Source organism: candidate division TA06 bacterium (assembly GCA_016235665.1).
GTDB lineage: Bacteria > Edwardsbacteria > AC1 > AC1 > EtOH8 > UBA5202.
In genome coordinates this window covers 282,973-296,103 of the sequence record JACRJI010000008.1, presented here as the reverse complement: position 1 = coordinate 296,103, position 13,131 = coordinate 282,973, and the positions used below count along the sequence as shown (strand labels likewise).

The 13,131-nt window shown below is 52.8% G+C and carries 14 protein-coding genes; all 14 read left to right on the top strand.

From position 1 onward, the window contains the following. The first annotated feature begins 7 nt into the window (after positions 1-7). Complete coding sequence (locus HZA73_04020) at positions 8-382, top strand: hypothetical protein (GenBank protein MBI5805192.1); 375 nt, start codon at positions 8-10, stop codon at positions 380-382. Continuing rightward, the gene (locus tag HZA73_04015; GenBank protein MBI5805191.1) at positions 379-2,103 is read left to right on the top strand and encodes a serine/threonine protein kinase; all 1,725 of its coding nucleotides are present in this window, start codon (positions 379-381) and stop codon (positions 2,101-2,103) included. Before HZA73_04020 ends, HZA73_04015 begins: the two co-directional genes overlap by 4 nt. Continuing rightward, on the top strand, positions 2,100-2,813 hold the full coding sequence (locus HZA73_04010) for a hypothetical protein (GenBank protein MBI5805190.1): 714 nt from the start codon (positions 2,100-2,102) through the stop codon (positions 2,811-2,813). The genes HZA73_04015 and HZA73_04010 overlap by 4 nt, the downstream gene beginning before the upstream one ends. A gap of 8 nt (positions 2,814-2,821) precedes the next feature. Beyond that, positions 2,822-3,775 (top strand): carboxypeptidase regulatory-like domain-containing protein, encoded by a 954-nt coding sequence (locus HZA73_04005; protein ID MBI5805189.1) that lies wholly within the window; start codon positions 2,822-2,824, stop codon positions 3,773-3,775. Between the two features lie 59 nt (positions 3,776-3,834). Beyond that, positions 3,835-5,313, top strand: a complete 1,479-nt coding sequence (locus HZA73_04000) for a sigma 54-interacting transcriptional regulator (protein ID MBI5805188.1) — start codon at positions 3,835-3,837, stop codon at positions 5,311-5,313. After that, entirely contained in the window at positions 5,294-6,400 is a 1,107-nt protein-coding gene (locus tag HZA73_03995) for a glycosyltransferase family 9 protein (GenBank protein ID MBI5805187.1), read from the top strand. The genes HZA73_04000 and HZA73_03995 overlap by 20 nt, the downstream gene beginning before the upstream one ends. Continuing rightward, the gene (locus HZA73_03990; GenBank protein ID MBI5805186.1) at positions 6,397-7,290 is read left to right on the top strand and encodes a glycosyltransferase; all 894 of its coding nucleotides are present in this window, start codon (positions 6,397-6,399) and stop codon (positions 7,288-7,290) included. Before HZA73_03995 ends, HZA73_03990 begins: the two co-directional genes overlap by 4 nt. Further along, positions 7,287-8,351, top strand: coding sequence for a radical SAM protein (locus HZA73_03985; GenBank protein ID MBI5805185.1), 1,065 nt, complete (start codon positions 7,287-7,289; stop codon positions 8,349-8,351). Before HZA73_03990 ends, HZA73_03985 begins: the two co-directional genes overlap by 4 nt. Positions 8,352-8,373: 22 nt before the next feature. Next, positions 8,374-9,366: a methyltransferase domain-containing protein gene (locus tag HZA73_03980; GenBank protein ID MBI5805184.1), complete on the top strand. Its 993-nt coding sequence runs from the start codon at positions 8,374-8,376 to the stop codon at positions 9,364-9,366. Next, positions 9,363-10,433: a radical SAM protein gene (locus HZA73_03975; GenBank protein MBI5805183.1), complete on the top strand. Its 1,071-nt coding sequence runs from the start codon at positions 9,363-9,365 to the stop codon at positions 10,431-10,433. Before HZA73_03980 ends, HZA73_03975 begins: the two co-directional genes overlap by 4 nt. A gap of 175 nt (positions 10,434-10,608) precedes the next feature. Next, positions 10,609-10,899, top strand: a complete 291-nt coding sequence (locus HZA73_03970) for a DUF3098 domain-containing protein (GenBank protein ID MBI5805182.1) — start codon at positions 10,609-10,611, stop codon at positions 10,897-10,899. Positions 10,900-11,060: 161 nt separating this feature from the next. Beyond that, complete coding sequence (locus HZA73_03965) at positions 11,061-11,804, top strand: pyridoxine 5'-phosphate synthase (GenBank protein ID MBI5805181.1); 744 nt, start codon at positions 11,061-11,063, stop codon at positions 11,802-11,804. Positions 11,805-11,814: 10 nt separating this feature from the next. After that, entirely contained in the window at positions 11,815-12,798 is a 984-nt protein-coding gene (locus HZA73_03960) for a D-alanine--D-alanine ligase (GenBank protein ID MBI5805180.1), read from the top strand. A gap of 41 nt (positions 12,799-12,839) precedes the next feature. Further along, positions 12,840-13,022, top strand: coding sequence for a 50S ribosomal protein L32 (rpmF, locus tag HZA73_03955; GenBank protein MBI5805179.1), 183 nt, complete (start codon positions 12,840-12,842; stop codon positions 13,020-13,022). Positions 13,023-13,131: the final 109 nt, after the last annotated feature.

The window sequence follows — 13,131 nt, the reverse complement described above, 5'->3', positions numbered from 1 at the left end:
TAAGATCATGCGATTATTGACCTTTAAAATAGGCCCGGCCCGGCTGGCTCTCAAGGTTGACGCCATCATCTCGGTGGGGCTGGAAAAAAAGGATGAGAGTTTGAAAAAAACCGGGAATTTGAAGGTTGACCTGGCCAAGTTTTTGGGTTTGGCCCACGGAGAATCTAAAAACCAGGCTTTGATAAAATGCTGCCATCAGAACAGATATTTTGAGATCACTGCCGATGAAGTGCTGGGGTTGGAGGATATTGATCCGTCCCGGCACCTGCCCTGGCCTGCTGTCCTGGCTTTTATGACTAATTATTCCGGGGTGGCGCTGGCGGCCGAACAGACATATTTAGACCTAAACCTGGAAGCCATTTTGACCGGTTTGAAAACATGAAGGAAAGGATCGGCAATTACCAGGTCAGCTCGGTGCTTTCCAGCGGGGGCATGGCCACGATCTATCTGGGGCGGCATGCCGAGCTGGGCCGGCAGGTGGTGATCAAACAGCTTCATCCTCATCTGGCCAACGATCAGGGTTTTGTAAAAAGATTTGAACGCGAGGCCAAGCTGCTGGGACGGCTGCATCACGAGAACATTGTGGATGTGACCGATTACTTTGAACTGGAAGGGTCATATTACATAATCCTGGAATATATTGACGGTTGTTCTCTAAAGGATCTGTTGGCCCAACAGCAAAAACTTCCTTTTTTGCTGTCAGTCTATGTGGTGGGGCAGATAGCTCAGGGTCTTTGGCACGCCCACCAGAACCAGATCATCCACCGGGATATCAAGCCGGCCAATGTCATGCTGACCAGGGGGGGCGGGGTTAAGATCACAGATTTTGGGCTGGCCTACGCCCAGGAGGCTCTGGGAATAACCGATCCCGGGACCTTTGTGGGGACCCCGGCCTATCTGGCCCCGGAACAGTTAAAAGGCCAGCCGGCCGATGCCCAGTCCGACATCTATGCCCTGGGGGTGATGTTCTACGAGATGCTTTCCGGGAATAACCCTTTTGCCGGACAGACCCACTCCGAGACCATTGACCGGACCCTGCGGCTGGTTCCCAAAAGCCTGGCCCGGCAGGATTCCGAACTACCGCTGGGGGTGGACTCGGTAATTCAGAAGCTCTTGGACAAGAACCCCAAGCACCGTTACGGCGATGCCGGAAAACTTTTAGCCGGACTGACGCCATACCAGATGGGCAGTCCTGAAGCGCTTTCCCGCTATATCAGCGCGCCCCTAAGCTATGTTCCCCGGCAGGAAGACCTGACCCTGATAAAAAAAATGGCCCGGACCGAGCGGCGGGTCTTCGTGGTCCGTCAGACCCTGTTCATTGCTACTTTGGCGGCGTTGATGGTATTTTCCAGCAGCTGGGTCTATCAAAATGTCAAAGGATATATCGCCAGCCGTAAAGCCAATGGCAGTATGCCCCGGGCGGACTCCGTTAATATAAATATTCCGGATACAGGCAGACCGGCGATCCAGCAGCAAACAGTTTTGGTTTCTGGTACGGAAGGGGCGGAGGTGGCCATAAATGGCCGCGATTACGGCAGAATTCCCCTGACCATTCAAAATCTGGATCCTGGGCAGTACCGGGTTACGGTCACCAAGGAAGGTTTTCAGACAAAACAGATCAACCTCAGGCTAAATCCCGGCCAGAACCTTAACCTTACGGCCAATCTGATACCTCAAAACAATGATCCTGGCTTTCTTAAACTTTCGGTGAAACCCTGGGCCGAGATATATCTTAACGGCCGATATTACGAACGCACGCCTTTGGATAATCCGCTAAAGCTTTCACCCGGCAAATACCAATTGATACTAAGGCATCCCAACCGCAGGGAATACCTTGATACCCTGGCAATAGGTCCCGGCGACACCTTATCGTTGGATGTTTTTATGCCGGAGGCTTTTGGATACTTAAGGCTTACCGTTTCTCCCTGGGCAGTGGTTCACATAGACGGAGAGGAGATGGGGACCACTCCGCTGGGGTCGCCGTTGAAAATTTCCATCGGGGAACATGAACTAAAACTTTCAGGCCCGGCGGGAAAAGAGTGGAAAGAAAACCTGAACATCGAAGAGGAAAAGACTTTGGACCGGAACATAATCCTGAAATGAAAAAAATATTATTCATATCATTTCTGCTGATCTGGGCAGCCGGTTACTTTCCCGTTTTTGCCCAAGGCAGCAACTATTTGGGAGCGGTGGTGGCATCGTACGAACGTGGATTTTACAATGAGGTGGTCATTACCGCCCAAAAAGCGCTGGCTGACACTGCGGTCTACACTCCTAGTGATCTTGTCTACCTGCGCACTTACCTGGCTTTCTCTTTGGTGGCCCTGGGTGATGACGATCAGGCTGTTGGCGCGTTCAAAGCTATTTTGGTCACCAAACCTAAATTGGAATTGAATCCGGAATTCGTCTCCCCCAAGATCATCAGCGTTTTCAAGCGGGCTCAGCTGGAAAACGCCCAAAGTCAGGGACAATCGGGGGTGCAGGCCGGGATGATCTTTGATAAAGGCAAGCCTCAAAAGTATCCCTGTTTGTGGCGCACCGCCCTGTGGCCGGGCTGGGGACAGTCTTACCGGGGGGAGACCAGGAAGGGAAAAGTACTGAAACGATCGGCCCTTGGCATTGCCGCCGGACTGGGTACGGTGTTTTTAGGCACCTATTTAAGCCATCAAAGTTACCTGAACGCCACCGATCCCGATGCCATCGGGCCCAAGTATGATACTTATAATGCCTGGTATAGAACCAGGAACTTCGGAATAAACCTGGCGGTATCCTTTTGGTTCTACAGCGCACTGGACATTGTTCTTACTGATTGACCCCATCAATGAAAAAAACAAATCCTTTCATAGTGCTATTGGCCTTTAGTCTGCTGGCCGTTCTGGGCTGCGGGCCGGATGCCAAGCGCGATAACCCGCTTGATCCGGTCAACGGCCGGGGGGTTTGGGGCACGGTCCGCAATTCAAAAGCATCACCGGTGCCGGGAGCGGTGGTCACAGCCCGTCCGGTCAATATCAATACCGTTTGCGATGCCCAAGGAGCCTACAGCCTGGATCTTACCGGAGGGGAAAGATATGTGCTGACGGTCAGCCATCCCCAATACCGGGACGCTTTAGATACGATAGATGTTCCTGCCGACGGCAAACTGGAGAAAGATTTCATTTTGACCGGGAAACCATCTTTGTTACTGCCCAAGGTCAACACTTATGTGATAGCCCACGAAAATGGGACTTTTGACAGAGGCCTGAAACTGGAATGCCGGGGAACTCACCCTGACGGCCAGAGCTACTTGGGAGATTATTTCTTTTATTCAGTGGTCAATAACTTCAATTATCCAGCCCAGGTCACTGCTTTTGACTCCTTAAGCAACAGTTATAGCTGGGATCTTAATCTGGGAATAATCTTTGGATCCGTTCCTGACCCTGAAACATTGATTATTGGACGACCGGTATTTTTCATCATAGAGCCGGGGGAGGGCCTATCAGCACTACAGTCTTTTGTTCCATTATTCAGTTCTGTCCCGACAAACCTTATGCCCAATAACGGAACGCTGTTAACCCTGCCAGGCACTTTAAGCTGGACCAATAGCCAAGCGAGCGGGGTAGAAATCACCATTGAGATCTGGCAGGGGACCCAGCTTAAATGGTCTTTGACCACAGCCAGTGTCTCCAATGTTAACTGCAATGCATCACTTGTTTCCGGTGGTTACACCTGGGTAGTAAGAACCACCGACATCGACGGGAATACCGCAGCTTCCGAAGCAACTTTCATCATACCATAATAATATCAACTTAACTAAAAATGTCTACCGAGGAATTAAAACAAGTCGATAAAGAGGGAATGCTGGCCCTTTACGACATCAGCCAGGTGATCAACTCCATCCAGGAGCCGGAGGAGCTGTTCAACCGGGTAATGGATCTGGTGATCTCCACCACCAAGGCCGAGCGGGGCCTGCTGATGATCAAGGAACAACCGTCGGGTGAACTGGCGGTGAAGGTGGCCCGCAACTTCCAGCGCCGGCCCATAGAAAACCCCGATGAGATCTCCCAGACCATCCTGACCCAGGTGCTGGAAAGCGGGGAAGGGACCCTGACCTCCGATGCCAAGACCGATCCCCGGTTCTCCGGCTCGGAGAGCGTGATGCTTTACAACATCCTCTCCATCATCTGCGTTCCCCTTAAAAAGCAGGACCAGACCATCGGCCTGATCTATGTGGACAGCCGCACCACCAGGAATGTCTTCACCGAGCGGGACAAAGTATTCCTGGCGGCCTTCGCCAACATGGCGGCCATTTCCATAGAGAATGCCAGGCTTCAGGCCCGGCTGAGGCAGGAGAACCTGATCCTGAAGGAGGAGATCAGCCGCCAGTACCGGTTCGAGAACATCGTCGGGCAGTCCACCAAGTTCCTGGCGGCCCTTTCTGTGGTGGAGAAGGTGCTGGACAGCAATGTCCCGGTCCTGATCCAGGGCGAATCCGGCACCGGCAAGGAATTGGTGGCCAAGGCCATCCATTATAACGGTCCCCGCAAGGAAAAGAATTTTGTGGCCCAGTACTGCGGCGCCCTGCCTGAGACCCTGCTGGAATCAGAATTGTTCGGCTATAAAAAAGGCGCCTTTACCGGGGCCGCCACCAACAAGATGGGCCTGTTCGAGATGGCCGACGGCGGCACTTTCTTTCTGGACGAGATCGGAGATATCTCGCCGGCCATCCAGGCCAAGCTCCTGCGGGTGCTGCAGGACGGCGAGATGCGCCGGGTGGGGGATACCCAGAGCATCAAAGTTGACGTCCGGGTGATCTCGGCCACCAACCGGGACCTGATCCAGGAAGTAAAATCTGGCCGGTTCCGGGAAGATCTTTTCTACCGCCTTAATGTGGTGACCATCAACCTGCCCAGCCTGCGGGAAAGGCAGAGCGACATTCCTCTGCTTTGCCGGCATTTCCTTCAGACCGCACCCGCCGCCCAGTCCAAAGGCATCGACCAGATAGAGAACAAAGCCCTGGCCGTTCTGATGGATTACGGCTGGCCGGGAAACATTCGGGAACTGGAAAACGTCATTTCCTATGCCGTGGTGATGGCCAAGGGCCAGACCATCCGCCTGGAAGATCTTCCCGATCAGATAAAAACCGCCAGGTCCGGACCCGCCGCCGTGGTGTCCGGCCAGTCCATGAGGGAGATGGAGAAGAACCTGATCATCGCCACCTTAAAATCATGCCAGGGCAACCGCCGCCAGACGGCGGATCAGCTGGGGATCAGCTTGCGCACCCTGCAATACAAACTTAAAGAACTGAAGCACGATGATGCCGTTTCCCAAGCCTGATTGCCGGCATTTTCTGGGTTACAAGCCCTGCCCGCTCAACCCGGACTGCCAGTCGTGCCGTGAGTACCGTCCTTGGAAGGGGAATATACTGCTGATCAAGACCGCTGCCAAGGGTGATGTATTGCGCACCACTCCTTTGGCCGCGGCTTTAAAGCAAAAATACCCCCTAAGCCGCCTTACCTGGCTGACCGCCCCGGATGCCATGCCTTTGCTGGAGGGGAACCCCCACATCGACAGACTGCTGGCCTATTCTCTTGAAGCGGTGATGGAGATCTCTTCTCAAAGATATGACTTGGCAATCTGCCTGGACAAGGAGCCCCACTTGGCCGGGATGGCCGTACAGGTCCGGGCCAAACGTAAATACGGGTTCGGGGTGGACAGGCTGGGACAGCTGATCCCCCTGGATAAGAATTCAAAGTATCTTTACGGTCTGGGACTTTCCAACCATCTCAAATTCCAGGTTAACCAAAAAAGCTATCAACAGCTGGTCATCGAGGCTTGCGGGCTGAAATACCGGCAGCAGCTTTATGTGCTGAGCCTTACCGGGGAAGAATTATCCTGGGCAAAGGTACACTTGCATAAATTCTCCCGGTTGAAGGGCAAAAAGCATCTGGTGGGGATCAACACCGGAACCGGACGGGCTTTTCCCACCAAAAGCTGGCCCAAAGAAAATTTCATCAGGCTGGGAAGGCTTTTGGCCGGGCATAAAGACATCGGCTTGCTGCTGCTGGGCGGCTCCGAAGAGGCCCAGCTGAACCAGGCCATCGCCAAAAGCTGCCCCGGTTTCATCAATCCCGGGACCAGCCTGGAATTACGCCAGTTCGCAGCGGTCATCAGCGCCCTGGACCTGCTGGTCAGCGCCGATACTTTGGGGATGCATTTGGGGATCGCTTTGGGCAAAAGGACGGTGGCCTTGTTCGGCCCCACCTGCAGCCAGGAAATTGACCTGTATCAAAAAGGCGAAAAACTTTCGGCCGGGGCAAAGTGCTCTCCCTGCTATAAAACATATTGTCCCGATCCAGTCTGCATGTCAGACCTGACCCCGGAATCTGTCCGGGATGCGGTGTTAAGGACATTGTCCTTATGAAAATATCGATCGGCATACCATGTTATAACGAGGCGGCCAATATTGAAAAACTTTTGGACCGCCTTTTAATGTTTGACTCATCCTGTTACATCCTGGAGGAAGTCATCGTTATTGCCTCCGGCTGCACCGACGGCACTCCGGACATTGTCAGTAAAAAGATGAAAGCTGATCCCCGGATCCGCCTGCTGGTGCAGGAAAGCAGGGAGGGAAAGGCTTCGGCGGTCAACTTGTTCATCAGCAGTTCCGTTTCCCCTATTCTGGTAATGTTAAGCGGAGATATTCTGCCCCGGCCCGGAGCGCTGGAGGAAATGCTCAAGGCATTTGACGACCCCAAAACCGGCGTGGCGGCCGGACAGATCATACCACTGAACGATCCCGGTGATTTCATCGGTTATTATGTTGGTTTGTTCTGGCGGCTGCATCACCGGCTGGCTTTGAACGGTTTCAAGGCCGGAGAGGCGGTGGCCTTCCGGAAGGTGATCGGCGGGATCCCGGTGGACACCGCCACCGACGAAACCTGGATAGTGATGCAGGTCCTGGAAAAGGGATTTATAAACAGTTATGTTCCCGGAGCGGTATTTTACAACCGCGGCCCGGAGAACCTGGCTGATTTCTTCAAGGTCCGCCGCCGGCACCTGATAGGCTACCATCATATGAAAATACTGAGGCCGGACTGGAAGCTTCCCGATACCATGAACAATCTAAAAGTGCTGGCCCTGCTTAAGGACGAACTGTCCTGGTCGCCCCGCCGGCTGGCCTTCTTGGCCGGGGCGGTTTCCCTGGAAGCCCTGGCCAGGCTTCTGGCCTGGATCGATTTCCATGTCCTGAAAAGAAATCCGTTCATCTGGCCCATGGCCTCTTCCACCAAGCAGGTAGAGGAACGATCATGAATTTGCTACCGGCCCAGATACTTTACCGGCTTTTCCGGGCCACCGGCTGGCCAAAAGTACTGCCATTCAATTATACAATCAGCCTTACCACCCGCTGCAATTACCGCTGCGCCACCTGCCGCATCTGGGAAGATCCTGTCCCGGAACTTACTGTTGAAGATTATACGAAGATATTCAAATCACTGGGCTGTTCTCCCTATTGGGTGACATTTTCCGGCGGAGAGCCGTTCTTAAGGGATAACCTTGAAACCATTGTAGACCTGTTCTGCCGGACCTGCCGGCCCAAAATTGTCAACATCCCCACCAATGGCAGTCTGCCTGACCGCATTCGGGATGTGGTGAAAATACTGGCCCATGAACACAAAGGGATCCGGTTCATAGTAAATGTCTCAATAGATTCGGTGGGCCCAAAACAGGATCATATCCGGGGCAGTGCCGGCGCCTATGCCAGGGCGGTAGAGACCATAAAACTGTTGAAAGAAGCAAACCTGCCGAATCTGACCGTAGGCATCGGGACGGTGATCTCAGCACAAAACGCAGACAGCTTTGCTTTTGACCGGAAAACTTTATTGTCCTTGAATACCGATTCGCTGGTGGCCGAGATCGCCGAGGAACGGGTGGAGCTGAAAAACCAAAACATTTCCATTACCCCAACCCCGAAGCAATATAAAAGCGCGGCCGATGTTCTGATCTCCGAAACGGCTGAAAACAGGAAAAGGGGAACGGCCGGGCTGGTGCAGGCCTTCAGAAAACATTACTATCAATATGTTTCCCGGGTTTTGTCCGGCGCTGCCGGGCTAAAATGCTACGCCGGGACCGCCTCGGTCCAGATCATGCCGGATGGAAAAGTGTGGGCCTGCTGCATCAAAGGGGATGAGATGGGCTCACTAAAGGATTTCGATTATAACTTCAGGAAATTGTGGCGGTCGCCAAAAGCGGATGCCGTCAGGGAACTGATCAAAAATAGGGCCTGCGCCTGTCCCCTGGCCAACGCGGCCTATACCAACATGATGCTGGATCTCAGGACTTCGTTGAAAGTGCTCCGGGATTTATTATTTTGATTTCAGACACAATAACACTTCTATGCTTAAAATAGTTAAAAATATTGCAGCCCTGTTCGTCTGGTGGCTTTGCTATATTCCATTGAATATCTTCATCCTGGCCGTATTCATCCGGCAGATCATGGAAGGCAAAGCCGATGCCGGGCCATCCGCTGTCCATGACAACGATGATCAAAGGATCATTGCCTTGGTAGAAAAGAACCTGGCAGGTTACCGGGATGTTAACGTCAATGAGGGTTTTGGCACGCAATATGAACGGCTGATGGTAAATGATCTGTTAATGAGTACCTGTTTAAAATACGATCTGAAAAGCGTCCTTGAGTCTCCAGCCGACGGCATCACCGGCGTTCCCGGCGCCAACAGCCTTTGTTTGGCGAAAATAGCGGAAAAACCGGTGGCCCTGTCCAATCCGTCATCCCTGCTTTTAGAACGGGCCGGTGATACCTGGAAGCAGATGGGTTTGGCCGGCAAGATGGAGTCCTGCCAGTGCCCGGTGGCAAAACTTAAATATCCGGACCGATCATATGACCTGGTCTGGAGTTTTTGCATGCTGGAACAAATGAATGATCCGGAATCATACCTGAGGGAACTCTTCCGGGTATCCGCCAACACGGTAATGATGATAACGGTCAATGACAACAGCGGGGTTTGGCTGCACCGTCAATGGCATAGAGGCAGGAACATTCCCTGGGATCACGGAAATGAGGCATTGATGAATCCGTCCGGGATCAAAGAAGCCTTTAGACGGGCGGGTTTGAAGGTGGTTGAAGCCGGAGGGGTGGATGTTCCCCCCACCCTGGATACTTCGGACATGTCCCTGACCGCCGATCTACGAAGAATAGCCGGTCTCTTTGGCAGGAAGTGGAACTGGAACCTGAAGGGCGAAGAACAAAGACCTGGAGCCATCCTGCATCTATTCAGCTGGCTGGAACAAAATATGCCCCGGTGGTTCAAGCTCAGGCATGCCCATCACATTTACGTTGTGGGTATGAGAAATGACGGTCCCGAAAAATGAACAGAACCCGGATAAAATACCCCTGGCAGGAGAACCCTTGGCTGGATTATATAACAAGGTTTATTTTTACCCCTTACAATTCAGCCCGCAAGCTGGGCAATCTGGTCCTGGTGCTGCTCCAGAACATGATCAAACCGGAAAAGGCCTGGGCCAAGCCGGTCAAGCTGATCGTAGAGCCGTTCAACGGGTGCAACCTTCATTGCCCGCTGTGTCCGACCGGACGGATGCTGACCGAACGAAAGGTTTCCGCATTGTCATTTGACCTGTTCAAACAGGCAGTGGATCCTTTGTCCCCTTATCTTTATGAGGTCTATTTATACAACTGGGGGGAACCCTTATTGAACCCGGAATTGTTTGAATTTGTGAAATATTGTTCCCGACGGCGGATAAAGACCATCGTTTCCAGCAATCTGACTTTATTTGAACCCAAAATGACTGATCAACTCCTAGGCTCCGGTCTGGATACCCTGATAATTTCGCTGGACGGGATCAGCAGCCAAACCTACCTGCAATACCGCCGGGGAGGCGATTTTGAAAAAGTCATGGCCAATATGAGGAGCATTATCCAGAAAAGGGATAAAAACAGATCGGCCAAGCCCAGGGTGATCTGGCAGTTCATAGTATTTTCTTTCAACGAACATGAGGTGGCCGGAGCCGCCAAGCTGGCCCGGGAAACCGGGGTGGATGAGATCAGGTTTATCTCCTCTTTTTCCAACATGGAGGAAATGGTCTATAAGGATGATACCCAGAAACGATCCCAATTGAATGATTTCTTGCCCGCTGATCCACGGTACCATCTTTTCCGGACCGCTGCCGGCCAAAAGACCGTAATTAAACCCCAATGCAATTACCTATGGGGCCAGATTTCCCTAAGAACAGACGGCGGAATAGCCCCCTGCTGCGGCAGTTATTATCAGAGGGATGATTTCGGTTCCCTGGCTGATGCCGGCATCCTTGAGATCTGGAACAATGAAAAGTACCGGGAAGCCCGCCGGGCGGTAAAATCAGGCGGAATATACAGCAGTAACACGGTCTGCGACCCTTGCCTTAAAAACAATCAGTTGTGACAGAAGATCGGGCAATTATCTTCAAAAAATAAGATTAAAATCTGGCTAAAGGGAAACTCCCGGGTTATGCCATGAGGTTCTCAGTCAAATCAGGCAACCCATGGTAATGATAGGTTTTATCTTGACAAACGGCCCTTAAAATAGTATACTTAAAGTCTATATAAAAGGAAACAATATGTCTAAAAAAGAATTTAAAAATAAGGCCAAGGCCGTCCCGGAAAAAACTGTCGTAGTGCCGGAAACTCCGCTGGGATTTAACCGCAAAAACTATATTCTGTTCGGAACCGGTCTGGTTCTGATAATCCTGGGGTTTTTGTTCCTGACCAGCCCGGTTTTCGGCGGGGGATTCCCTTTTGTGCATCCTTTTAAGGGCGGCGTGGACGGCTGGCTGACCATGAATCTGGCTCCGGTAATGCTGGTGCTGGGATATTGTGTGGTAATACCGGCAGCCATCATCGTCAAATAACCGGGCGGGATAAAATATTTTAAACCACGGTCTAAGCGGATGCAGTAAAAATCTGCAAGGCTACTGTCCGTGGTTTATTGTTGCCCCGGGTAAAGGCAGAATTCTTAAAGAGCCAGACTTGATTTTTGGCGTTCCGGCTTTGCCGGGTCATAGGAAAATCATTGAAGCTAAAAAAAGTACGCCTGGGCGTCAACATTGACCATGTGGCCACAGTAAGACAGGCCCGGCTGGCTTGCCAGCCCGACCCGGTGGCCGCCGCCGGACTGGCCGAAAAAGCCGGGGCGGAAGGCATTACCGTGCATCTGCGCTCCGACCGGAGACATATCCAGGACCAGGATGTGATTAAGCTGTCCAAAGCTGTGAAGACCCATCTTAACATTGAGATGGCCGCCACTATTCCGATGATGGCCATAGCCGTAAAGATAAAACCGGACGCCGTCTGCCTGGTCCCGGAAAACCCCGATGAAATAACCACCGAGGGAGGCCTGGATCTGATCAAAGCCCGGGGGCGGGTGGCGCTAGCGGTAAAAGAGTTGAACCAAGCCGGCATCCGGTCAACCCTGTTCATCGAGCCGGATGAAATGCAGATCAGGACGGCTTTAAAACTGGGGGCCCGGGCGGTGGAACTGAATACCAATGCCTATTCCTTGGCCTGGGAAGCGGCGCCGGGCAACAGCCGCAGGGCGGCATTTCAGCTGGATCGTCTGGCCAAGGCAGCCAGACTTGCTTCTGAACTGGGAATGGAGGTCCACGCCGGGCACGGGTTGAATTATTTGAATGTAAAACCGGTGGTGAATATCCCCCAGATTACTGAGTTGAACATCGGGCACTCGATAATTGCCGAAGCAGTGCTGGCGGGACTTCCCAAGGCAGTACGCCGCATGGTCAGACTGTTAAAACGCTGAACATAGAACAATGAATTTTCGGACAGGTCAAAGCTTGAACAGCCGACGGATAATAAAACATTTTACCGGCAAGAAGATCGCGGTGCTGATGGGCGGAAGGTCTGGGGAGCGGGAGGTTTCGCTGCGCTCCGGCCGGAACGTGCTGGAAGCCCTCAAACGTAAGGGCCTTCAGGCCGTGGGTATAGACGCCGGGCTGGATCTGGGAACCGAGCTGAGAAACAAGAAGATCGACGCCGTCTTCGTGATCCTGCACGGCCGGTACGGCGAGGACGGCACGGTCCAGGGCTTGCTGGAGATGATGGACATTCCCTACACCGGCTCCGGGGTGCTGGCCTCGGCTCTGGCCATGAACAAGGTCTTTTCCAAAAAGATATTCAACGAACAGGGGATACCCACTCCTGAATACTGCTGGGCAGGACCAAGGCAAGACCCCAAAAAGGCGGCCCATGAAGCGGTGGACGACCTGGAACTTCCGCTGGTGATCAAGCCGGTGGATGAAGGCTCTTCCCTGGGTGTTTCCATAGCCAAGAACCAGGTACAGGCCGTAAAGTCATTCATCCAGATCCACAAACATTACGGCCAGGTGATGGCCGAGCGCTTCATTCAGGGAATGAACGTCACAGTGGGCATTTTAGGCTGCGGTGCCAAGGCCAGGGCTTTGCCGGTGCTGGAATTGGTGCCCAAGAATGAATTCTACGACTATCAGGCCAAATATACCGGCGGCCTGACAGAGTTCCACGTACCGGCCCGCCTGCCGGGCAGCATATACGCCAGGACCCAGCAGGTGACCCTGAAGGCACACCAGGTCCTGGGCTGCCACGGATGGTCCCGGGTGGATGCCATAGTCGACCGCTCCGGTACAGTCTACGTGCTGGAGGTCAATACCAATCCCGGCATGACCGACCTTTCCGATATGCCGGCCGAGGCCAAGGCCGAGGGAATGGGATACGACCAGCTGGTGCTGGAGATACTGGACAGCTCCCGGAAACGATAACCATAGAAATGCAATTTATTTTTTAATTAAGGAGATATCCAATGCCAGTCCCCAAGAGAAGACACTCAAATTCCCGCACCAACAAACGCCGGGCCACATGGAAGCTGGTCAAGCCGAATCTGGTGAATTGTTCCCATTGCCATCAGCCCCGTATGCCGCACCGGGCCTGCCCCAATTGCGGATATTATGGCGGACGGGAAATCGTTGCCATCAAAGAAGTATAAGTTACATTTTAAACTGTTGCTTCAATAAAAATGCCGCCTAAACCCATCAAGAAAAAGAACTCCAAAAGCTCTGATCTTACCAGCGGAGCAGCCATGGCCCAGATCCCGA